The sequence below is a fragment of the Streptomyces sp. NPDC014764 genome (genome assembly GCF_043082785.1).
Classification (GTDB): Bacteria; Actinomycetota; Actinomycetes; order Streptomycetales; family Streptomycetaceae; genus Streptomyces; species Streptomyces althioticus.
The window spans coordinates 207,369-229,408 of record NZ_JBIBXY010000006.1; the positions used below are offsets into that span (position 1 = coordinate 207,369).

Below are 22,040 nucleotides of genomic sequence, written 5' to 3' on the forward strand. Positions count from 1 at the left end.
CCGGGACCTGTTCCGCGACCGACCATGGGGAAATGATCCACAACGATGGCTTCCGGGCACTCGACCGGCAGGAGTGCCTGCGCCTGCTGGGCGAGGTGCCGGTCGGCCGCGTCGTGTACACGCGGCAGGCGCTCCCGGCCGTGCTGCCGGTGAACTTCTCCCTGGACTCCGGAGGGTCCGTGGTGCTGTACACCTCCGCCGGATCCGACCTGGTACGGGCCGTCGACGGGGTGGTGGTGGCGTTCGAGGCGGACGACTTCCACGCCGGGTGCCGCTCCGGCTGGAGCGTGGTGGTGACCGGCCGGGCGGCGGTGGTGAGCGACCCGGCCGAGCACGAACGGCTGCTGCGCACCGGCCCCCGCTCGTGGATGCCGCTGCGGGACGGCGTGTTCGTGCGGATCGAGAGCGAGATGGTGACCGGAAGGGAGCTGACGGGCGTCGGCGTGGGACCGTATCCGCCCCACGGGGTGGTCAACCCCCTTGATCGATACCGCCGGACGGGTGACGTACCGTACGGCCTGTGACCGCCTACACCCCAGAAGACACTCCGGGCCGCTACGGCCCGCACGCCACCGCCGAGACGGAGCCGCGCTCCGTCGGCCGGGTGCGCACCGAGTACTCCCCCGCGCACGACGGAGACCCGGACCCCGGCGAGATCGTCTGGACGTGGGTCCCGTTCGAGGAGAACGACGGCCGCGGCAAGGACCGGCCGGTGCTGGTCGTCGCCCGTGAGGCGGCGGGCACGTTCCTCGCCGTGCAGCTGTCGAGCAAGGGGCGTACCGGGGACCGGGACTGGGTGCCGATCGGCAGCGGGCCGTGGGACCGGTCGGGACGCGACTCCTGGGTGGCCGTGGACCGGGTGCTGCGGCTGCACGAGCAGGGCATGCGCCGGGAGGCGTGCGCGCTGGACCGGATGCGCTTCAACTCGGTGCGGCAGAGGCTCAGGGAGCGCTACGGCTGGGAGTGACCTCCGCCGGCGCGACCGCCAGGTCCGCGAAGGCCCGCTCGAACGGAGTGCGGGTCGCGCCGTCCCGGGTGCGGTCCAGGATCCCGAACACCACGTGGGTGAAGGCGCCCTCGAAGCGTCCGCCGGGTCCCAGGTGCGCGCGGAACGCCTCCGCGACCTGGCCGGGGTCGTTGCGGAACACGCCGCAGCCCCAGGCGCCGAGCACCAGCCGCCGGTAGCCGTGGTGGGCCGCCGTCTCCAGGACGCGGCCCGCGCGGCGGACGAGCGCGCCGGGCACCTCCCCCACGCGCTCGGGCGCCTTGGCGCGGATCACGCCCGCGTTGGGCGCCGGTGACGTGAGGAAACCGGCCGTGAACGGGGCGCCCAGCAGGGCGCCCCGGTCGTCGCGGAACACCGGCACGGCCGGGGCGTGGATCACCCGGTCGGTGTAGAACGGGTCCCGGTGGGCGCGGTGGCGGTCGTAGAAGCCGGGTGCCCGCAGCAGGCACGTGTACAGCGCGGAGGCGCGGCACAGCGCCTCCTCCTGGGCCTGCGCGCCGTTGAGGTAGCCGCCGCCCGGGTTGCGCGCCGACGCGAAGTTCAGGACGGCCACGGGATCCGTGGCGTGCGGGCCGGTGAGGCGGCGGGCAGCGGCCAGGCTGCTCTCGCCGGTCACCTCGAAGCGGGTGGGCGCGGGCTCGAAGGGCGGCACCGCGACCGGCTCCGGCCCGTGCAGCGTGGTGGCCCGCCGTGCCGCCTCGACGGCGGCCCCGATCTCCACCTCGCGGCCGTCCGGCGCCCGGTAGACGCCCTCCGCCACGACCCGTTCCGTCTCCCGGGCGATCCCCCGCAGCCGCGCGCTCACGGCGCCACCCCCGTAGCCGCCGTGACCGCGCTCCGCGCGTTCCGTGCGTTCCGCGCGCTCCCCCTCGTAGTGCTCACACGAGCATCCTGAGCGATGCTGGGGACGCGGCGCAACGCGGTTTTCGCCGCACCGGACGGTCCGGGTCCGGAGGCGAAAAGCCCCGGTGGGAGGCGCGACGCGGAGGTGACGGACCTCTTACGTCCCGCCGGGCGCTCTTGTGCACGGCGGTTCGAGGGTTTTGGGTGGACGCGTCGATACGGCCTGGGCCGACCGGGCTCCGGGCCGGCGGCATGGTGGTGTCTCAGGAGGATTCCCGCATGTCAGATCCGTCGAGCGGTTGTGCGCCGTACCGCACGGCCGTCACCGAGGCCGAGGCGGAGGCCCTGGTACGGGGCATCTGCTTCAAGACCGGACCGCCCCGTCGTCTGGGCGTGGAGGTCGAATGGCTGGTCCACGAGGCGCGCGACCCGCGGCTCCCCGTCTCCCGTGAACGTCTCGAAGCGGCCTACGCCGCACTGCGTGAGGTGCCCCTGCGCTCGGCGCTCACCGTCGAGCCCGGCGGCCAGCTGGAGCTCAGTTCTCCGCCCGCCGCGTCCCTCACCGAGTGCCTGACCACCGTCTCGGCCGACCTGGACGCCGTCCGCGCCGTCCTGCGCCGGGACGGCCTCACCCTGGCAGGGCTGGGCCATGACCCCTGGCAGATCCCCCGCCGGTTCCTCCGGCAGCCGCGCTACGACGCGATGGAGGCCGCCCTCGACCGTACCGGCGCGGCCGGCCGGTACATGATGTGCACCTCCGCCTCCGTGCAGGTGTGCGTGGACGCCGGCCACGAGGAACCCGGCCCGCTCGGCCACGTACGCCGCTGGTGGATGGCGCATCTGCTGGGCGCCGTGCTGGTGGCGGTGTTCGCCAACTCCCCCGTCTCCGCGAGCCGGCCCACCGGCTGGCTCTCCACACGCCAGCTGCGCTGGGCGCAGATCGGCGCCGGACGGGCCGGCGCGCCCGCGCTGGACGCCGATCCGCGCGGCGCCTGGGCCCGGCACGTGCTGGACGCGCCCGTGATGTGCGTGCGCGAGGACGGCGACGGGCCGTGGGAGGTGCCGGAGGACCTGTCGTTCCGGCACTGGACGCGCCGCCGGGCGCCGCGCGCGCCCACCCGCGACGACCTGGACTACCACGTCACGACGCTCTTCCCGCCGGTCCGGCCGCGTGGCCATCTGGAGCTGCGGATGATGGACGCGCAGCCCGGCGAGGACGGCTGGACCGTGCCGCTGGCCGTGACGGCTGCGCTCTTCGACGACACGGAGGCCGCCGAGACCGCGTACCGGGCGGTGAAAACGCTGGCCGAGCGGACGCGGGGCCTGGCCGCCCCTCACAACCCGCTGTGGCGGGACGCGGCCCGGGACGGACTGGCCGACCCGGAGTTGCGGGAGGCGGCGGCCGTCTGCTTCGCGGCGGCGCTGGACGCCCTGCCCCGGCTCGGTGCCGCGACCGCCCTGGTCGACCGGGTCGCCGCGTTCCGGGACCGCTACGTCGCCCGGGGCCGCTGCCCCGCCGACGACCTGCTCGACGCGTGGCGCGCGCGGCCCGACGGGAGCCCGGCCGGATCCGGCGCGCCCATGCTCACCACCCACCCGCACGGGAAGGACACCCCCTCATGACCGACCCCGCCCTCGACGCCGAAACCCTGCGTGAGCGCGCGGTCGCCTCGCTGGTCGTCGCGCGGGACCGCACCACGCTGCTGACCAGCTGTGTGGAGGACCCCGACCTGACCGCGCAGCACTCGCCGCTGATGTCGCCGCTGGTGTGGGACCTGGCGCACATCGGCAACCAGGAGGAGCAGTGGCTGCTGCGCGCGGTGGCCGGGCAGGAGGCGATCCGCCCGGAGATCGACGACCTCTACGACGCCTTCGAGCATTCGCGCGCCGAACGCCCGAGCCTGCCCCTGCTGTCGCCCCAGGAGGCGCGCAGGTACGCCTCCGACGTGCGCGGACGGGCGCTGGACGTGCTGGAGCGCACGACGTTCGACGGCACCCGGCTGACCGAGGCCGGGTTCGCCTTCGGGATGATCGCCCAGCACGAGCAGCAGCACGACGAGACCATGCTGATCACGCACCAGCTGCGCAAGGGCCCGGCCGCGCTCACCGCGCCCGACCCGGAGCCGGTGACGCCGTACACCGGGCCGGCGGAGATCCTGGTGCCGGGCGGTCCGTTCACGATGGGCACCTCGGACGAGCCGTGGGCGCTGGACAACGAACGGCCCGCGCACCGACGGGAGGTGGCGCCGTTCTGGATCGACGCCACGCCCGTCACCAACGGCGCCTACCAGGCGTTCGTCGAGGACGGCGGCTACGACGACCCGCGCTGGTGGACGCCCGGGGGCTGGGCGCACGTGCGCCGCGCCCGTCTCACCGCGCCGCTGTACTGGCGCCGGGAGGGCGGACAGTGGCTGCGGCGCCGCTTCGGGGTCACCGAACTGGTGCCGCCCGACGAGCCGGTGCTGCACGTGTGCTGGTACGAGGCGGACGCGTACGCCCGCTGGGCGGGGCGCAGGCTGCCCACCGAGACCGAGTGGGAGAAGGCCGCCCGGCACGACCCGGCCACGGGCCGCTCCCGGCGCCACCCGTGGGGCGACGCCGACCCGGCGCCCGAGCACGCCAACCTCGGCCAGCGCCATCTGCGTCCGGCGCCGGCCGGCAGCTACCCGGAGGGCGCGTCGCCGCTGGGCGTACGCCAGCTGATCGGGGACGTGTGGGAGTGGACGGCGTCCGACTTCCTGCCGTACCCGGGCTTCCGGGCGTTCCCGTACAAGGAGTACTCGGAGGTGTTCTTCGGGCCGGAGTACAAGGTGCTGCGCGGCGGTTCGTTCGCCGTGGACCCGGTGGCCTGCCGGGGCACGTTCCGCAACTGGGACTATCCGATACGGCGGCAGATCTTCTCCGGGTTCCGCACCGCCCGCTCGGCCGAGGGCGTCTGATGTGCCGGCACCTGGCCTACGTGGGTCCCGTGGAGCCGCTGGGCGCACTGCTGGTGGAGCCGCCGCACGGGCTGTACCGGCAGTCGTGGGCGCCCCGCCGGCAGCGGCACGGCACGGTCAACGCGGACGGCTTCGGCGTCGGCTGGTACGCCGAGGGCGACCCGGCCCCGGCCCGCTACCGGCGGGCCGGGCCGATCTGGGCGGACCTGTCGTTCACCGACCTGGCGCGGGTGGTGCGCACGGAGGCGCTGCTCGCCGCCGTGCGGGACGCGACGCTGTCGGGCGCCGACGCGGAGGCGGCCGCGGCCCCCTTCGCGTCGGGGGCATGGCTGTTCAGCCACAACGGGGCGGTGCCGGGCTGGCCCGGTTCGCTCGCGCCGCTGGCGGCCACGCTGCCCGCCTCGGACCTGCTGTCGCTGGAGGCCCGCAACGACTCGGCATTCGTGTGGGCGCTGGTGCTGGCGCGGTTGCGGGCCGGTGACGCCATGGGGCAGGCGCTGGCCGACACGGTCGCCGAGGTCGCCGCGTCGGCCCCGGAGGCCCGGCTCAACCTGCTGCTCACCGACGGCGCCACCGTCGCGGCCACCGTGTGGGGGGACACCTTGTGGTACCTCGCCCGGCCCGGCGGAGGGACCGTCGTCGCCTCCGAGCCCTACGACGACGATCCGCACTGGCAGGAGGTGCCCGACCGCACCCTGCTGGCCGCGAGCCGTACCGACGTTCTGCTCACACCGCTCAAGGAGCCCCTCACGTGAGTCCGTTCCGTCTGACCCGCACCCTCCCCGAGGACGCCACCGGCGCCGCGCTGCGCGAGGACGTCCGCGCGGGACTGACCGGCAGCCCCAAGACGCTGCCGCCCAAGTGGTTCTACGACGCGCGCGGCAGCGAGCTGTTCGAGGAGATCACCGCGCTGCCCGAGTACTACCCGACGCGCGCCGAGCGGGAGATCCTGCTCGCCCGCGCCGACGAGATCGCCGCCGCGTCCGGCGCCCGCACCCTGGTCGAACTGGGCTCGGGTTCCTCGGAGAAGACACGGCATCTGATAGCCGCCCTGGACGGCCTGCACACGTACGTCCCGGTCGACGTCAGCGAGTCCGCGCTGACCGGGGCGGGGCAGGCGCTGACCGCCGAGCGGCCGGGTCTCGAGGTGCACGCGCTGGTCGCGGACTTCACCACGGAGCAGGCCCTGCCGGACACGCCGGGGCCGCGTCTGGTGGCGTTCCTCGGCGGCACCATCGGCAATCTGCTGCCCGCCGAGCGGTCCGCGTTCCTCGCCTCGGTGCGCGCCCTGCTCGCCCCGGGCGACGCGCTGCTGCTGGGCACGGACCTGGTGAAGGACGAGCGGACGCTGGTCCGGGCGTACGACGACGCGGCCGGGGTGACGGCCGCGTTCAACCGGAACGTGCTGCACGTCGTCAACCGGGAGCTGGGCGCCGACTTCGAGCCGGACGCCTTCGAACATGTGGCGGTGTGGGACGCGGAGCACGAGTGGATCGAGATGCGGCTGCGCTCGCGCACCGCGCAGTCCGTGAAGATCCCGGCGCTGGAACTGGTCGTGGACTTCGCGGAGGGCGAGGAGCTGCGGACCGAGGTGTCCGCGAAGTTCCGGCAGGAGGGGGTGCGCGCCGAACTCGCAGCCGCCGGGCTGGACCTGACCCGGTGGTGGACGGACGGCGAGGGCCGGTTCGCGCTGTCCCTGAGCGTGGCCCGCTGAGCGTCGATCGCCGCGCATCGCCCGCCGACCGGGCGCCGCGCGGCGGCCGGGGCCGCCCTCACTCGAAGGCGAGGGTCTCCGTGATGCGCCGCGCGGCGCGCTCCGCCTCCTTCTCGGGGTCGGCGCCGGTGAGCACCTCGGTCATGTACTGCTTGATCGGGTTGTCGGCCTCGACCACGCTCCACCGGGGCGTGGCCGGGGTCGCCCGGCCACGTGCGGCGCCGGCCGCCATGGCCTCGAGGCCCTCCTCCCCCGCGACCGAGCCGGCGAGGTCCGCCTTGTTGGGCACGTAGTTCATGGTGCGGGCGAGGTCGGTGTTCCAGCGGGCGCCGGTGAGGGCCGCGACGACCTCGACGGCGGCGTCCTCGACGTCCGTGTTCGCCGGGACGACGAGGTCGGAGCCTCCCGTGAAGACGGCGCCGGGGCGGCCGGCCTCCTTGCCGGGGACGGGGAAGTAGCCGATCTTGTCCTCCAGTTCGGGGTTCTGCTGGACGATCGCGCGGACCAGTCCGGGGACGGCGACGATCTGGGCGACCTTCCCGTCGGCGAACACGCCCGCCTGCGGCGGGTGTTCCTCGTCGGCGTCGACCGGGCCGTCGCCGAGCTGCTGGAGCCGGCGGTAGAAGTCCATGCCGCGCAGGGCGGCCTCGCTGTCGAGCGCGCCCTTCCACACGCCGTCCCGTTCGGTGGCGAGTTCGCCGCCCTCCTCCCAGATGAACCCGGCGAGCGTGTACCAGTCCTGTCCGGCGAGGTAGATGCCTTGGGTGTCGCCGGCGTCGAGCCGCTCGGTGATGTCCAGCCACTCGTCGCGGGTCCTCGGCGGGGTGACGCCGGCCGCGCGGAACAGGTCCTTGCGGTAGACGACGACGCGGTTGGCGGCGTACCAGGGGATGCCGTACTGCTGGGAACCCCAGCGGCCGGGTTCGGCGAGGCCCGGCAGCCAGTCGTCGCGGCCCCAGTCGCGCATGGACTCCAGGGTGAGGTCGAGCAGCCCGTCGCTCTCGGCGTAGGCGGACACCTGCGTGTTGCCGACCTCGATGACGTCGGGCCCGTCCGGGTCCTTGCCGCGCAGGGCCTGCTGGACCTTCTCACCGATGCCGGTCCACTCCTGGATGCGGAGGTCGAGGTCGAGCGTCTCGTGCTCGCGCTCGAACTCCTCGGTGAAACGGTCCAGGAAGTCCTGCGAGGCGCTGTGCTGCATCAGCCACACGGTGACGGTGCGCCGCTCCGCCGCACTGTCGGACATCACCCCGCAGCCGGTGAGCAGGGAGGCGGACACACAGACGAGGGCGAGCAGAGGGCGTCTCACGTGGGGTCCTGTTTTTCTGTCTGGCGGACAGGGCGGGGCCCGGCGTGGGGGGCGAGCCGGAGCTCGGACGGGTGCTCAGCATCTTGGTATGGACCAATGCCCGGGTCAAGGCCGTCAGGCGAACGCGGCCGACACCTCGCGCCCCGACCCGGGGTGGGGCACGGTGGAGTGACGTGTGCCACTGGCGGTGGAGCCGCCGTGAGAGGAGCAGAGCATGTCGAACCACACCTACCGGGTCACCGAGATCGTCGGCACCTCGCCCGACGGCGTGGACGCCGCCGTCCGCAACGGCATCGAGCGCGCCTCGCAGACGCTGCGCAACCTGGACTGGTTCGAGGTGACGCAGGTGCGCGGGCAGATCGAGGAGGGGCGCGTCGCGCACTACCAGGTGGGTCTGAAGGTGGGCTTCCGGCTGGAGGAGACGGACTGAGCCGCCGTACGGCTCAGGTACGGCCCTCGCGCTCCTGCGCGTCCTTCAGCTCGCCCGATGGGGCCGCCCAGCGCGCGTGGACGACGGTGAACCCGGCCCGCCGGGCGTCCTCGCAGACCAGCTCGTCGTCGTCGACCAGCATCCGCACCTGACGGGTGCGGGACAGACGGCGCAGCACGGCCAGCTTGGTGAACCGGGCGGGCCGCCGGTCGGCGTTGCCGCGCATGTGCAGCTCCCCCTCGGGCAGCCCCTGCGCGGCCAGCCAGTCCACGGTGTCGCGGCGGCAGCGCTCGGGCCGGCCGGTGAGATAGACGATGTCGCACGTCTCGGCGCTCTCCCGCACCAGCGCGATCCCCTCGGCGAGCGGAGGGTCCTGCGGCGCGGCGGCGAAGAAGCCGTCCCAGTCGCGGGGCCTGCGCTCCAGGAAGTACTGGCGGTGCGCGGTGCCGGCGAGGGTGTTGTCGAGGTCGAACACGGCCAGCGGACGCTGCGCGCGATCGGTGCGGTGGGTCACCCGACCACCCTAGAGGGGCGCTCCAGGAATCCTGACCGCTCCCGGGTGTTGAACCCGGTATGAGTTCCGTGATCGCCGCGACCCGCTTCTCCGTCCTCGACCGCTCCAGGGTGCGCGAGGGGCACACCGCTCCCGAGGCCCTGAGGGACACGGTGGATCTCGCGCGGGAGGCGGAGCGGCTCGGGTACCACCGGTTCTGGGTGGCCGAGCACCACGGCGTGTCCGGGGTGGCCGGTTCGGCGCCGACCGTGCTGGCGGCCGCCGTCGCCGGGGCGACCCGCACGATCCGCGTCGGCACCGGCGGGGTCATGCTGCCCAACCACCGTCCGCTGGTCGTGGCCGAGCAGTTCGGCGTGCTGGCCTCGCTGTTCCCGGACCGGATCGACATGGGTCTGGGCCGCTCGGTGGGGTTCACCGACGGGGTGCGCAAGGCGCTCGGGCGCGACAAGGGCGACGCGGAGGACTTCGCGGGGCAGCTCGACGAGCTGCTCGGCTGGTTCGCGGGCACCTCCCCCACGGGGGTGCGTGCCCGGCCGTCCGAAGGACTCACCGTGCCGCCGTTCGTGCTGGCGATGGGCGAGGGCGCGGACATCGCCGCCCGCGCCGGGCTGCCGATGGTCATCGGCGACCTGCGTGACCGCGACCGGATGCGGCGCGGCGTCGACCGCTACCGCGAGCGGTTCCGCCCGTCCGCCTGGGCGGAGGAGCCGTACGTGGTGATCTCCGGGACGGTGGCGGTGGCGGACACGCCCGAGCGGGCCCGTCGGCTGCTGGTGCCGGAGGCCTGGTCGATGGCGTACTCCCGCACGCACGGCACTTTCCCGCCGCTGCCGCCCGCCGAGCGCGTCGAGTCCCTCGCCATGAGCGCCAAGGAGCGCGGTTTCTACGAGGCGGGGCTGGCCGGGCAGCTCGCCGGCACCGCCGAGCAGGTGGAGCGGGGGCTGGAGACGGTGCTGAAGGACACCGGCGCCCAGGAGGTCCTCGTCACCACCAGCACCCACGACCGCGAGGCGCTGCTGGACTCCTACCGGCGGCTCGCCGCGCTCGCGGGGCTCGACGGCGGCGCGACGCGCCGGTGAGGACACCGGCGCGTCGCGGGGAGAGCGGGGACGGGGGCCTCACCGCTCGCGGCCCCGGCCCGGGATGTCACGGCCACCGCGGCCGGGGGTGTCCCCGCGGCCCTTGCGGCCGGACTCGTCGGTCATCTCCGTCTCGGCCTCGATGCGCTCCTTGCGCACCCGGCCGCGCACGGTCTCGTTCGTGACCTTCTCCTCGGTGGTCATCCGGACGCGCTCGACCGGCACGGCCTCGGTGGTGACCACGGGGCGTTCCTCGTGCAGCGTGACCTCGTGCTGGTCCTCCTTGAAGGCGGGACCGGACACCGCGTCGTCACGGTTGGCGTCCGTGATCGGCTCGCGCTCCACGCGTACTTCCTCGTGGCGCACCGGGACGGTCTGCTGGACCTCCTCGGTCACCACGTACTTGCGCAGCCGCGCGCGGCCGCTCTCGTGGCGTTCGACGCCGACGTGCATGCGCTCCTCGGAGCGCGTCATCGCGTCGTCGGTGCCGCGCATGCCGGCCTCGCCGCGGTGGGACATGGCGCCGGACCGGTCGGCGGTCGTGCCCTTGGCGCCCGCCGCGGAGGACATGCCGCCCTTCGCGTCCGTCATCCCGGCCGCACCGGACGTGCCCGACGTGTCGCCGCGGCGTCCGGTCGCGGCTCCCGCGGCTCCCGCGGCACCCGCCGCGCCCGCCGCTCCCGCCGCTCCGGCCGTGCCCGCGGTCCCACCGGTCCCACCGGTCCCGGCACGGCCCGTGGTGCCCTCGCCCTCCTTGGGGTCGCTGAGGACGTTGTCCCAGTTGATCCCGTAGTACTCGTAGAGCCGGTGTTCCTCGTCCGCCGACAGGTGGCCGCCCGCGTCGATGTCCACGCTGGGCGCGCCCTTCACCTTGTCCTTGTCGTAAGGCACCTCGAGGTGGTCCTGGACCATGGAGGCGTCACGGATGGGTACGAACGACTCGCTGGATCCGAACATCCCGGTCTTGACGGTCACCCACTCGGGGCGTCCACTCGCGTCGTCGAGGAAGACGTGCTTCGCGTCGCCGATCTTGTTGCCGTCCCCGTCGTACACGGGGTGGTCCAGCAGGATCGAGATCTCTTCGCGGGTGATCATCTGTCATCACCCTCCTCTCGGGTCACTCCTCTCCGGTTCTCCTGATCAGGAGGTAAAAAACGGGACGAAAGTAATTAATCGCACTTTCTTTTCCACAGTGCGACAGCAAGGTCTCCGGGAACGCGAGACGGGGCCGGAAGGAGCACCTTCTCCCGGCCCCGCCCGTCCGCACCTGCCGGCGAACGTCCGTGGGAACGGCTACCGCTTGCCCGCCTTGCGGGTCGCCCGGAGCCACTCCTTGTTCATGCCCGTGATGGACGTCAGCGGGATGCCCTTGGGGCAGGCGGTGGCGCACTCCCCGGCGAGGGTGCAGCCGCCGAAGCCCTCCTCGTCCATCTGCGCCACCATGTCCAGCACCCGGGTCTCCCGCTCGGGGGCGCCCTGCGGCAGCACGTTCAGGTGGTTGACCTTGGCGGAGGTGAACAGCATCGCCGCGCCGTTGGGGCAGGCCGCGACGCAGGCGCCGCAGCCGATGCACTCGGCGTGCTCGAAGGCGAAGTCCGCGTCCGGCTTCGGCACCGGGGTGGCGTGCGCCTCGGGGGCGGAGCCGGTGGGCGCGGTGACGTAACCGCCGGCCTGGATGATGCGGTCGAAGGCGGAGCGGTCGACGACCAGGTCCTTGACCACCGGGAAGGCGGCGGCCCGCCACGGCTCGACGTCGATCGTGTCGCCGTCCTCGAAGGACCGCATGTGGAGCTGGCAGGTGGTGGTGCGCTCGGGCCCGTGGGCGTCGCCGTTGATGACCAGCGAGCAGGCGCCGCAGATGCCCTCGCGGCAGTCGTGGTCGAAGGCGACCGGGTCCTCGCCCTTGAGGATGAGCTCCTCGTTGAGGGTGTCGAGCATCTCCAGGAAGGACATGTCCGGGGAGACGTCGTCCACCTCGTACGTGGACATGGTGCCGTCGGCGTCGGCGTTCTTCTGGCGCCAGACGCGCAGGGTGAGCTTCATGCGTAGCTCCGCTGGGTGGGGTGGACGTACTCGAAGACCAGGTCTTCCTTGTGCAGGGCGGGAGCCTCGCCGGTGCCGGTGAACTCCCAGGCGGCCGCGTAGGCGAACACGTCGTCCCTGCGGGCCGCTTCGCCGTCCGGCGTCTGGGACTCCTCGCGGAAGTGGCCGCCGCAGGACTCGGCGCGGTGCAGCGCGTCGAGGCACATCAGCTCGGCGAGCTCCAGGTAGTCGACGATGCGGTTGGCCTTCTCCAGTGACTGGTTGAACTCCTCGCCGGTGCCGGGAACCTTGATCCGGCGCCAGAACTCCTCGCGGATCTCCGGGATGCGCTCCAGCGCCTTGCGCAGCCCGGAGTCACTGCGGGCCATGCCGCAGAACTCCCACATCAGCTCGCCCAGTTCCCGGTGGAAGGAGTCGGGGGTGCGGTCGCCGTCGACGGCAAGCAGCAGGTTGAGCCGGTCCTCGGTCTCGGCCAGCACCTCCTGCACGGCGGGATGCTCGTCGGTCACCTCGCCCTGGCGCGGGTTGCGGGCCAGGTAGTCGTTGAGGGTCGCCGGCAGCACGAAGTAGCCGTCGGCCAGGCCCTGCATCAGCGCGGACGCGCCGAGCCGGTTGGCTCCGTGGTCGGAGAAGTTGGCCTCACCGATCGCGAACAGGCCGGGCACGGTGGTCTGCAGGTCGTAGTCGACCCACAGGCCGCCCATCGTGTAGTGCACGGCGGGGTAGATCCGCATCGGCACCTCGTACGGATCCTCGTCGGTGATCCGCTGGTACATGTCGAAGAGGTTGCCGTACCTGGCCTCGACGGCCCCCCGGCCCATGCGCCTGATGGCGTCGGCGAAGTCCAGGTAGACGCCCTGGCCGCCGGGGCCCACGCCCCTGCCCTCGTCGCAGACGTTCTTCGCGGCGCGGGAGGCGATGTCGCGGGGCACCAGGTTGCCGAAGGAGGGGTAGATGCGCTCCAGGTAGTAGTCGCGCTCGTCCTCGGGGATCTGCGCGGGCGGCCGCGTGTCGCCCTTGGCCTTGGGCACCCAGATGCGGCCGTCGTTGCGCAGCGACTCGCTCATCAGGGTGAGCTTGGACTGGTGGTCGCCGGTGCGCGGGATGCAGGTGGGGTGGATCTGGGTGAAGCAGGGGTTGGCGAAGTACGCCCCGCGCCGGTGCGCGCGCCAGATCGCGGTGGCGTTGGAGTTCATGGCGTTCGTCGACAGGTAGAAGACGTTGCCGTAGCCGCCGGTCGCCAGGACGACCGCGTCCGCGAAGTGGGTGGAGATCTTCCCGGTGATCAGGTCGCGGGCGACGATGCCGCGGGCGCGGCCGTCGACGACGATCAGGTCGAGCATCTCGGTGCGCGGGTGCATCTCCACGTTGCCGGCGGCGATCTGCCGGCTGAGCGCCTGGTAGGCGCCGAGGAGGAGCTGCTGGCCCGTCTGGCCGCGGGCGTAGAAGGTGCGGGAGACCTGGACGCCGCCGAAGGAGCGGGTGTCGAGCAGGCCGCCGTACTCGCGGGCGAAGGGCACGCCCTGCGCCACGCACTGGTCGATGATCTCCACGGAGATCTGCGCGAGGCGGTGCACGTTGGACTCGCGGGCGCGGAAGTCGCCGCCCTTGACGGTGTCGTAGAAGAGGCGGTGGACGGAGTCGCCGTCGTTGCGGTAGTTCTTCGCGGCGTTGATGCCGCCCTGTGCGGCGATGGAGTGGGCGCGGCGCGGGGAGTCCTGGTAGCAGAACTGGACCACGTGGTAGCCCTGTTCGGCCAGCGTGGCGCCGGCGGAGCCGCCCGCGAGTCCGGTGCCGACGACGATGACGGTGTGCTTGCGCCGGTTGGCGGGGTTGACCAGCTTGGCCTCGAAGCGGCGCTTGTCCCAGCGCTCGTGGACGGGGCCCGCCGGGGCCTTGGTGTCGGCGACCGGGGCGCCGGTCGTGTAGTCGGTGTACGAGGTCATGGTCAGCTCACCACTCCGGTCATGACGCCCACGGGCACGGCGAGGAAGCCGGCCGTGAGCACGAGCGCAAGGGCGTTGGCGGTGGTCTTCAGGGCGCGGTCGCGGGTGCGGCTGCCGGCTCCGAGGGTCTGGGCGGCGCTCCAGAAGCCGTGCCGGACGTGCAGGCCGACGGCCAGCATCGCGACGATGTAGATGGTGTTGCCGTACCAGGTGGAGAAGGTGTCCACGACGTTCTGGTAGGGCTTTCCGGACTCGAAGCCGCCGGAGTGGACGGTGCCGGTGGTCAGGTCGAGGAGGTGCCAGACGATGAACAGGGCGAGGATGATCCCGCCCCAGCGCATGGTGCGCGTGGCGTAACTGGCGCGGGCCTTCTTGTGGACGTACTTGGTGGGGCGCGCCTTGATGTCACGCCGGCTGAGCTGGTAGGCGGAGACGGCGTGCGCGACCACGGCGACGACCAGCACCACGCGGACGACCCACAGCGTCCACTCGTAGTGCATGAACGGCTCGCCGATCGTCCGCAGCCAGTGGGCGTAGTGGTTGAACTCGCCCGCCCCGAAGAAGATCTTCAGGTTGCCGAGCATGTGGACGACCAGGTACAGCAGCATGATGAGGCCGCTGACCGCCATCACTGTCTTCTTGCCGACGGTCGAGTCCCACACGGTGCGTGCCATGGACGGCCGTCGGTCCGTCCGCGTTGCCAGAGCCATGTCACCAGACGCTAGGGCCGGAGGGCCCCATCGGTCCAAGACATGGTGCGGCTCGATTCGATAGGACGGGCCTATCATGGCTGGATGCAGTTCCAGCAGCTCCAGTACTTCGTGGCAGTGGCCGAGACCCGCCACTTCACACGCGCCGCCGAGCTGGTCCACATCGCGCAGCCGTCCCTGTCGCAGCAGATCAAGGCGCTGGAGCGGGAGCTGGGGGCGGATCTGTTCCGGCGGGCGCGCGGCAACATCACCCTCACCGACGCGGGTGAGGCGCTGCTGCCGCTGGCCCGGCGAATCCTCGCGGACGCGGACACCGCCCGGCACGAGGTGCAGGAGGTGGCGCAGCTGCGCAGCGGCCGGGTGCGGCTGGGCGCGACCCCCAGTCTCTGCACGGGTCTGCTGCCGGACGTGCTGCGCGCCTTCCACGACCGCTATCCGGGCGTACGGCTGCTGATCGAGGAGGGCGGCTCGCACGACCTGGTGCGCGAGCTGGCCCGCGGCGCCCTGGACCTGGCGCTGGTCGTGCTACCGCTGCCGACGCCCTCCCCCGCGCTGACCACGGTGGAGCTGCTGCGCGAGGACCTGGTGGTCGTCTCCTCGCCGGACGCCCCGCGCCCGGGCGGGGGGCGGCGCACCGTGCGTATCGCCGACCTGGAGGGCGAGCGTCTGGTGATGTTCCGGCACGGCTACGACCTGCGGGAGCTGACCGTGGCCGCGTGCCGGGCGGAGGGGTTCGAGCCGGAGTTCGCGGTGGAGGGCGGGGAGATGGACGCGGTGCTGGGGTTCGTCCGGGCGGGGCTGGGCGTGGCGGTGGTGCCGCGGATGGTGGCCGCGCGGTCGGGGCACGGGCTGCGGGTGACTCCGCTGGCCCGGCCAGGGCTGTACCGGACCATCGCCCTGGCCCACCGCAGCGACGTGGCACCGCCGCGGGCGGCCAGGGAGTTGCAGCGGATGCTGCTGGAGCGGTGAGGGACGTCCGTACGGAACGCGCGGCCTTGCCGTGCGCATCGCCGAAGTGCGGCGTGCACCGCTGCTGAGCGGCCGCCTCACGTGCTGAGCGGCCGCCTCACGCCGGGCACCGGCCGGATCGACGAGGCCCCCGGCCCGTACGGCCGACTCCCTGGACGATCACGAGGAGCTCGCCGCCGCCGTCACGGACGGCGACGGGGAGCGCGCCGCCGTCCTCATGCGGCTCCACGGGTCCCGTGTCCCGGGGCGGGGTAGGCCTTCGGCAGGTGCATGCCCCGTTCCTTCATGATGTCCCGGACCCGGTTCGGGTAGTCGGTGATGATGCCGTCGATGCCCATGTCCATGAGTGCCCTGATGGTCGCGGGGTCGTCGCAGGTCCACGGGATGACCTTCAGACCACGCCGGTGTGCGTCTGAGATCATCTTCTTGTCGGGGTAGAACCGGAAGTCCGGGTCGGCCACGGTCCCGTTCTGCGGGAACCCGTAGTTCGGAGAGAGGGCCGTGACGCCGCGTATGGATGCGGCGGCCTTGACGAAGTCGCCGTCGTAGTCGTCAGCGTCGATGCCACCGAGCCATGGAGAGGCGCCGGGCTCGCCTACCTCCAGGAAGTCGTAGTTCGTCAGGGCCACCAGCGGGTAGGACGGCGCGAGTTTGTGCATCTCCTTCAGCGCCCCCCAGTCGAACGACTGGATGGTGACCTGCTTCTCGATGCCGGAGCGGTGGATCTCCTCGAACACACGGCGGACGAACAGGTCACGCGGAGCGGTCTGTTCGGGAGCGCCGGCTTCCACCTTGGTCTCGATGTTCAGCTTCACCCCCTTGGCCTTGTAGCTCTTGACGAGGTTCAGGACGTCCTTGAGCTCGACCATACGGAAACCTTGGATCTGCTCCTGCTCGGGGTAACCCGGCAGCTGCTGGAACCCGCAGTTCATGGTGCGGATCTGGGCGAGAGTGAGATCCTTGATGAACTTCCCGACATAGGGGAACGCGGGGTCGCCCGCCTTCACCGGGGCAGTGTCCGCGCATTTCTGGGCACTGATCTGGCGGTCGTGATTGACGACCACCTTCCGGTCTCTGGTGACCTGGGTGTCCAGCTCCAGGGTGCTGACACCCAGGCGCAGAGCCTTGCCGAAAGCCTGCAGAGACTCCTCAGTGGTCAGCCCGAGGCCTCCACGGTGGGCCTGCAGGTCGAAAACGGCCGGGTGTGGCGGCTTGTCGTGGTGAGTCGTCGTGGTTGCCTGCGCCGTCGCCGGGAGGGCGAGCGAAGGAGTGAGGACAATACCGGCGATGATGATGTGCCGCAGGGACATGTGGTGCCTCGCATTCGGGTCCGACTGGACGCACGACAGACAAACCCTGTGGTGCGGTACTTGTGCAGACTGGCAGTGAGAGCGTGATGAACGAACGGCGAACGGTCACGCTCGGCACGAGCACTCCGAGCCCGGCCATGAGCCGGTGGCTCTCAGGCGGACGGCTTCGTCTCGCAGCCGGCGCGTCGGCCTCACGGCTGCGTTGCGGTGGAAGGTCGCCGGCCCGGTGAGGAGATACAGGACCGACACGAATCTGCGTCTGTGACGACACTCCCTTGCGGGCTCGCGGAGAACCTGAAGCGGCACAGTGATCCCGTTCTCACCGGACCGGCAGAGGGATATTCCATGAGGCAGACCCGGCTCACGCAAGCCATCGGCGCAGGGGTGGTGTTGGCCGTCACGTCCTTGGCCATGTCGCACGGCGCGGCCGCCACCGCACCACCCCCCGTGACCTCGGGAGTCGACTCGGCGACACCGGGCGCGCGCAGCGCGGGCGACCGGCTCTTCGCGTACCTGGGCAACGGCGGCTACGACGTCGAGTCGTACGACGTCGCCTACGACTACGTGGCCGACCGGTCCCTCATGAACTCGCATGTCCGCATCAAGGCCGTCGCCAGGCAGGACCTTTCCGAACTCAGCCTCGACTCCGCAGGCCAGAGGATAAAGGTCGTCAAGATCAACGGTGTACGAGCTCGTTACGAGAAACAGAACGAAAAGCTCGTCATCGAACCACGGTCCCCGCTGCCGAAGGACAAGCCTTTCACCGTGGAGATCGATTTCGTCGCCGACCGCACGGCCGCACCCCCCTCCCCTGCCACTCCCGGTCAGCAGCGATCCATCTCCGGCTGGTGGGACCACGGAAGTGACGGGTTCGCACTGCTCGGCCAGCCCGACCGGGCCCACCTCTTCTTCCCGATGAACGACCACCCCGGCGACAAGGCTCGAGTCACTTTCCGCATCACGACCCCCAAGGACATGACCGCGGTGGCGAACGGCACGTTGGTGTCGCGTACCAGCCACGGCGACCGCTCGACGTGGGTCTATGCCACGCGCGACCCCATACCGACCCACGTTGTCCAGGCGGCAGTGGGGCAGTTCAAGGAGTTCCGCGGTACAGGGCCGCACGGACTGCCTCTACGCAGCTTCGTGACCAGGGAATCCGCCGTGTCCGCCGCGCCTCAAGTCGACCTTGCGGCACAGCACCTCACATGGGTGGAAGAGCAGATCGGATCCCCTTTTCCGTATGAAACGTACGGCGTCCTGGGCGTCGACGAGTACGGTGCCGCGCTCGAGACAGCCACCGTGTCGACGTACAGCGCCAACCCCGGGCTGTCACCCCGGGAGGTGCCGACGATGATTCACGAACTTGTTCACCAGTATTTCGGTGACGCCGTGTCACCGGAGACTTGGGATGACATGTGGATCAGCGAGGGTCACGCCACCTTCTACACCTTCGTCTATCAAGATGAGAGGAAGGCCGTACCCATGAGGGACAGCATGGAGCGAGCCTACGAGTACGACATGGAGAACCGTTCGCTCAGCGGACCTCCTGGCCGTCTCGTGAACGCCGCGGACGTGCTGGGTGCGACCAACGCGCCGGGTGCGCTCATGCTGTACGGGCTGCGACAGCAGCTCGGGCCGGAGGTGTTCCGGAGTATCGAGAGGACTTTCGTAGAAAGGTATCGCCACAAGAACGCCACGACACAGGACTACATCGACGTCGTCAACGAAATCAGCGGACGCGACTTCACCCGTTACATCGACGAATGGATCTACGGCTCGAAGACGCCGCCCATGCCCTCCTGATGACGACGACCGGGGCGTTGACACCGTGACACCGGAACCCGACCGACCCCGTTGCACCACGCCGGCACCCCGCCCACCAACAGCAACGGTGCCCACGGCTTCACGAGGACGAGTCGCTAGGGGACGTCCGCAGGCACGGGGGTGCCCTGGTGGTAGTACATCAGCCGCAGCTCTCCCTCGATCGCCGCCCGGACGGCCTCCGCCTCCGCGTCGGTCACCGTGCGCACCTCGTCCCGTAGGTCATCCCGTCGCGTCCACCAGGGCCAGCTCGTGCAGCCGCTCCGGCGGGCCCGGGCGGGCGTAGTACCAGCCCTGCGCGGTGTCGCAGCCGAGGATGCGCAGCTGCTCGGCCTGCGCGCCGGTCTCCACGCCCTCCACGGTGACCGCGAGGTCGAGGCTGTGGGCGAGCGAGACGATCCCCTCGACGATCTTGAGGTCGACCGGGTCGGCGGGGAATCGCTGCATGCTCTGGGTGAAGGAGCGGTCCAGCTTGAGGACGCTCACCGGGAGGCGGCGCAGGTTGGCGAGGTTGGAGTAACCGGTGCCGAAGTCGTCGAGGGCGATGTCGACGCCCATCTCGGCGAGCCGACGCAGCGGCTTGAGCAGGTCGTCGTCGGCGCCGATCAGCGCGGACTCGGTGACCTCCAGGCACAGCGCGTCCGGGGCGACGCCGGTGCGCTCCAGGATCTCCACGGTGTCCTGCACCAGGCCCGGGTGGGTGAGCTGACAGGGCGACAGGTTCACGTTGATGCGCAACGGGCCGAGCGCGTCGCCGCCGTTGGCATCACGCCACGCGCGGGCCTGGCGCACCGACTGCTCCAGCACCCAGCGGCCGAGCGGCACGATCAGCCCGGTGTGCTCGGCGAGCGGGATGAAGCGGTCCGGGGAGAGCACCCCGTGCTGCGGGTGCAGCCAGCGCACCAGCGCCTCGGCGCCCCGGACGCTGCCGTCGCCGAGGTGCACCAGGGGCTGGTACTCGATGAAGAACTCGCCCCGGTCCAGGGCGGTGGGCAGCGCCGTGGTGAGGCCGTGCCGGGTGATGGCGCGGGCGTCGGCCTCCGGGTCGGCCAGCTCGAAGCGGTTGCCGCCGGCCGCCTTGGCCCGGTACATCGTGATGTCGGCGCTGCGCAGCACCTCCGCCGCGCTGCGCTCCCCCGCGGGGCCCTCGACGATGCCGATGCTGCCGCGGACGGTCAGTTCCCGGCCGTCGATGCTGATCGGGGCCAGCAGCGCGTTCATGATGCGTCCGGCCAGCTCGTCGACCGTGCGGCGGGTGTCGGGGCCGGTGGTGAGGGCGACGAACTCGTCGCCGCCCAGCCGGGCCACCATCTCGCCGGGCGCGGTGGCGCAGGACTGGAGGCGGTCGGCGACCTCGACGAGCAGCCGGTCGCCGGCCGCGTGGCCGAGGCTGTCGTTGACGGTCTTGAAGCCGTCCAGGTCGAGGTAGCAGAGGCCGAACCGCTGGCCGGGTCCGGCCGCGAGGGCCTTCTCCAGACGCTCGAAGAAGAAGGTGCGGTTGGGCAGCCCGGTGAGCGCGTCGTGGGTGGCCTCGTAACGCAGCCGGAGGTTGAGCAGCCGCCGCTCGGTGGTGTCCTCCATGAGGGCGAGCTGGTAGTGGGGTTCGCCGTCGGCGTCGCGCAGCAGGGAGACGGTCAGATTGGTCCACAGGACCGTTCCGTCGGGTCGGTAGAAGGCCTTCTCGACGTGGTAGTGCTCGCGCTCGCCGCTCACCAGCTCCTCGTAGAGCCGCCAGGTCTGCGGGGCGTCGTCGGGGTGGGTCCAGTCGCGGACGTTGCGGCCGAGGAGGGCCTGCTCGGTCAGGCCGAACATCCGGGTGAGGGCGCCGTTGACCTGGAGGACGTTGCCGTCGAGGTCGGCGATGCCGATGCCTATGGCCGCGCCTTCGAAGACCGCGCGGAACCGGGTCTCGGTGGCGTGCAGGGCCTGCGCGACCACGCCCTGTGCCTCCAGCGCGGCCTTGGCGATGGCCTCCTGCTCGGCCAGCGTCCGCTCGCGAAGGGCCCGGGCGAAGCCGGCCGCCATGGCGTGCTGGAGGCGTGCGCTGCGCGTCCTGAGGGTCTCGCGGTCGCCGTCGTCGTCGCCGCAGTAGAGGACGAGGTAGGCGTCGACGCAGTCGAGAGTGCGGCTGAGCGCCTCGGGGTCCGTGCAGTGCGCCTCGACGAGCGCCGAGCCGGCCTCACGGCCCGCCTCCGCGTCGAAGGAACGGGCGCGCAGGGCTTCGCTCAGCCGCCGGGCGACCGGGAGCAGCCGCTCCTCGAACTCGGGGCGGGTGGCGGCGGTCGAGGTCACCGGGTACACGGCCCGGCTCCAGATCGTCGCGAACCGGCGCAGTCTGCCCTCCGGCCCGTCCGGCTCCGCGCTCACGCCGTACGCCCCACGCCCGCGAGGCCGGAGAAGGCGTAAGGATCCTCGTCCTCCGGTGCGGTGTCGGGACGCCAACGCGGCATCGGCACCAGTCCGGGTTCCACCATGTCGTACCCCTCGAAGAACCGCGCGATCTCGTCGCGCGTGCGCATGATCAGCGGGTTGCGCATGTCTCGGTACACGTCGACCGCCCCCTCGGCCCGCTCCGGCGGCAACGGGATCCCCTCGTACGTCGCATGGGTGAGCACCAGCATGCTCCCGGGCGCCAGGGCCTCGCGCAGTTCGGCCACCGCGCCGTACGGGTCGTCCGCTTCTTCCACGAAGTGAAGTATGGCAACGAGAAGAAGCGCGACCGGCCGATTCAGGTCGATCAGCCGGCCGACTTCGTCACTGCCGAGAATTTCCTGCGGCTTGCGGAGGTCGGCGGCGAGGATGTCCGCGCGGTCGTCGCCCTCCAGCACCACTTTGCTGTGCGCGACCGCCACCGGGTCGTGGTCCACGTACATCACCCGCGCCTCGGGGTCGGCCGCCCGGGCCACCTCGTGCACGTTCCCGAACGTGGGGATGCCGGAGCCGATGTCGAGGAACTGGGTGACCCCCTCGGACACGGCGTACCGCACCGCCCGCCGCATGAACGCCCGGTTCGCCTGCATGACCTTGGGCAGCCCCGGCATGAACTCCATGGCCTTGCGGGCGGCTTCCCGGTCGACCTCGAAGTTGTGCGAACCGCCCAGGTAGTAGTCGTACATCCGGGAGACACTGGGCACCGTGATGTCGATGCTCCGTGGGGCCCAGGCGGGACGCTCCATGTATCTCTCCAAGGCGTAGGCGATCCGGTGTTCGAGCAGAGGCTACTGATCGCCCGCCAACAGGGCGACCCCAAACGGAAATTGACCATCCGTTCCCGGTCACTGCCTCTGGCACGTGCCTGCTTTGCGGGTGCACAGGATCGTCACGTGACGTGATCACGACACTCCGGAGTGTTCCGGCGCGCGGGAGGAACCCGGAGAAAAACGGTCCGCCCCTCCGCGGATCGC

Annotated in this window: 20 protein-coding genes; 10 read left to right on the forward strand and 10 right to left on the reverse strand. The window is 71.7% G+C overall.

Annotation, left to right across the window (positions count from 1 at the left end; all coding sequences use genetic code 11):
- Positions 1 to 32: 32 nt before the first annotated feature.
- Positions 33 to 524, forward strand: a complete 492-nt coding sequence (locus ACF1AG_RS17425) for a pyridoxamine 5'-phosphate oxidase family protein (protein ID WP_359606171.1) — start codon at positions 33 to 35, stop codon at positions 522 to 524.
- Positions 521 to 967, forward strand: coding sequence for a type II toxin-antitoxin system PemK/MazF family toxin (locus tag ACF1AG_RS17430; RefSeq protein WP_387795200.1), 447 nt, complete (start codon positions 521 to 523; stop codon positions 965 to 967). Before ACF1AG_RS17425 ends, ACF1AG_RS17430 begins: the two co-directional genes overlap by 4 nt.
- Here the strand turns inward: ACF1AG_RS17430 and ACF1AG_RS17435 are convergent.
- On the reverse strand, positions 942 to 1,811 hold the full coding sequence (locus ACF1AG_RS17435; protein ID WP_359606175.1) for a TIGR02452 family protein: 870 nt from the start codon (positions 1,809 to 1,811) through the stop codon (positions 942 to 944). The genes ACF1AG_RS17430 and ACF1AG_RS17435 overlap by 26 nt on opposite strands.
- A gap of 317 nt (positions 1,812 to 2,128) precedes the next feature.
- On the opposite strand from ACF1AG_RS17435, the gene egtA reads away from it, so the two are divergent.
- From egtA to egtD, 4 genes are read left to right on the forward strand one after another with little or no spacing between them, the layout of a single operon-like run.
- On the forward strand, positions 2,129 to 3,472 hold the full coding sequence (gene egtA, locus ACF1AG_RS17440) for an ergothioneine biosynthesis glutamate--cysteine ligase EgtA (protein ID WP_391809986.1): 1,344 nt from the start codon (positions 2,129 to 2,131) through the stop codon (positions 3,470 to 3,472).
- Positions 3,469 to 4,788 carry an ergothioneine biosynthesis protein EgtB gene (gene egtB, locus ACF1AG_RS17445; RefSeq protein WP_391809987.1) on the forward strand — a complete coding sequence of 440 codons (1,320 nt, stop codon included), beginning with the start codon at positions 3,469 to 3,471 and terminating at the stop codon, positions 4,786 to 4,788. Before egtA ends, egtB begins: the two co-directional genes overlap by 4 nt.
- On the forward strand, positions 4,788 to 5,543 hold the full coding sequence (egtC, locus tag ACF1AG_RS17450; RefSeq protein ID WP_387795202.1) for an ergothioneine biosynthesis protein EgtC: 756 nt from the start codon (positions 4,788 to 4,790) through the stop codon (positions 5,541 to 5,543). The genes egtB and egtC overlap by 1 nt, the downstream gene beginning before the upstream one ends.
- Entirely contained in the window at positions 5,540 to 6,502 is a 963-nt protein-coding gene (gene egtD, locus ACF1AG_RS17455) for an L-histidine N(alpha)-methyltransferase (RefSeq protein WP_359606182.1), read from the forward strand. The genes egtC and egtD overlap by 4 nt, the downstream gene beginning before the upstream one ends.
- A gap of 58 nt (positions 6,503 to 6,560) precedes the next feature.
- On the opposite strand, the gene ACF1AG_RS17460 is transcribed toward egtD, so the two are convergent.
- Positions 6,561 to 7,811: an extracellular solute-binding protein gene (locus ACF1AG_RS17460; RefSeq protein WP_391809988.1), complete on the reverse strand. Its 1,251-nt coding sequence runs from the start codon at positions 7,809 to 7,811 to the stop codon at positions 6,561 to 6,563.
- Between the two features lie 214 nt (positions 7,812 to 8,025).
- On the opposite strand from ACF1AG_RS17460, the gene ACF1AG_RS17465 reads away from it, so the two are divergent.
- Positions 8,026 to 8,241, forward strand: coding sequence for a dodecin (locus ACF1AG_RS17465; RefSeq protein ID WP_019521348.1), 216 nt, complete (start codon positions 8,026 to 8,028; stop codon positions 8,239 to 8,241).
- Between the two features lie 13 nt (positions 8,242 to 8,254).
- Here the strand turns inward: ACF1AG_RS17465 and ACF1AG_RS17470 are convergent, their stop codons facing one another.
- Positions 8,255 to 8,755: a hypothetical protein gene (locus ACF1AG_RS17470; protein WP_391809989.1), complete on the reverse strand. Its 501-nt coding sequence runs from the start codon at positions 8,753 to 8,755 to the stop codon at positions 8,255 to 8,257.
- A 59-nt stretch (positions 8,756 to 8,814) separates the two neighbouring features.
- Between ACF1AG_RS17470 and ACF1AG_RS17475 the strand changes: the two genes are divergently transcribed.
- Positions 8,815 to 9,834, forward strand: a complete 1,020-nt coding sequence (locus tag ACF1AG_RS17475) for an LLM class flavin-dependent oxidoreductase (protein WP_391809990.1) — start codon at positions 8,815 to 8,817, stop codon at positions 9,832 to 9,834.
- Positions 9,835 to 9,873: 39 nt separating this feature from the next.
- Here the strand turns inward: ACF1AG_RS17475 and ACF1AG_RS17480 are convergent, their stop codons facing one another.
- From ACF1AG_RS17480 to ACF1AG_RS17495, 4 genes are all read right to left on the reverse strand, one after another.
- On the reverse strand, positions 9,874 to 10,929 hold the full coding sequence (locus ACF1AG_RS17480; protein WP_391809991.1) for a DUF2382 domain-containing protein: 1,056 nt from the start codon (positions 10,927 to 10,929) through the stop codon (positions 9,874 to 9,876).
- Between the two features lie 198 nt (positions 10,930 to 11,127).
- On the reverse strand, positions 11,128 to 11,877 hold the full coding sequence (locus ACF1AG_RS17485) for a succinate dehydrogenase/fumarate reductase iron-sulfur subunit (RefSeq protein ID WP_359749086.1): 750 nt from the start codon (positions 11,875 to 11,877) through the stop codon (positions 11,128 to 11,130).
- Positions 11,874 to 13,823: a fumarate reductase/succinate dehydrogenase flavoprotein subunit gene (locus tag ACF1AG_RS17490; RefSeq protein WP_391809992.1), complete on the reverse strand. Its 1,950-nt coding sequence runs from the start codon at positions 13,821 to 13,823 to the stop codon at positions 11,874 to 11,876. Before ACF1AG_RS17490 ends, ACF1AG_RS17485 begins: the two co-directional genes overlap by 4 nt.
- Before the next feature lie 2 nt (positions 13,824 to 13,825).
- Complete coding sequence (locus ACF1AG_RS17495; protein WP_359606041.1) at positions 13,826 to 14,497, reverse strand: succinate dehydrogenase; 672 nt, start codon at positions 14,495 to 14,497, stop codon at positions 13,826 to 13,828.
- 120 nt (positions 14,498 to 14,617) lie between these two features.
- On the opposite strand from ACF1AG_RS17495, the gene ACF1AG_RS17500 reads away from it, so the two are divergent.
- Positions 14,618 to 15,502: a LysR substrate-binding domain-containing protein gene (locus ACF1AG_RS17500; RefSeq protein ID WP_359606039.1), complete on the forward strand. Its 885-nt coding sequence runs from the start codon at positions 14,618 to 14,620 to the stop codon at positions 15,500 to 15,502.
- A 215-nt stretch (positions 15,503 to 15,717) separates the two neighbouring features.
- Here ACF1AG_RS17500 and ACF1AG_RS17505 read toward each other — a convergent pair whose 3' ends face one another.
- Positions 15,718 to 16,812 carry a glycerophosphodiester phosphodiesterase family protein gene (locus tag ACF1AG_RS17505; protein WP_391809993.1) on the reverse strand — a complete coding sequence of 365 codons (1,095 nt, stop codon included), beginning with the start codon at positions 16,810 to 16,812 and terminating at the stop codon, positions 15,718 to 15,720.
- A 345-nt stretch (positions 16,813 to 17,157) separates the two neighbouring features.
- On the opposite strand from ACF1AG_RS17505, the gene ACF1AG_RS17510 reads away from it, so the two are divergent.
- Complete coding sequence (locus ACF1AG_RS17510) at positions 17,158 to 18,618, forward strand: M1 family metallopeptidase (RefSeq protein ID WP_391809994.1); 1,461 nt, start codon at positions 17,158 to 17,160, stop codon at positions 18,616 to 18,618.
- A gap of 240 nt (positions 18,619 to 18,858) precedes the next feature.
- On the opposite strand, the gene ACF1AG_RS17515 is transcribed toward ACF1AG_RS17510, so the two are convergent.
- The gene (locus ACF1AG_RS17515; protein WP_359606033.1) at positions 18,859 to 21,003 is read right to left on the reverse strand and encodes an EAL domain-containing protein; all 2,145 of its coding nucleotides are present in this window, start codon (positions 21,001 to 21,003) and stop codon (positions 18,859 to 18,861) included.
- Positions 21,000 to 21,812 carry an SAM-dependent methyltransferase gene (locus ACF1AG_RS17520; RefSeq protein WP_359749097.1) on the reverse strand — a complete coding sequence of 271 codons (813 nt, stop codon included), beginning with the start codon at positions 21,810 to 21,812 and terminating at the stop codon, positions 21,000 to 21,002. Before ACF1AG_RS17520 ends, ACF1AG_RS17515 begins: the two co-directional genes overlap by 4 nt.
- Between the last annotated feature and the right edge of the window lie 228 nt (positions 21,813 to 22,040).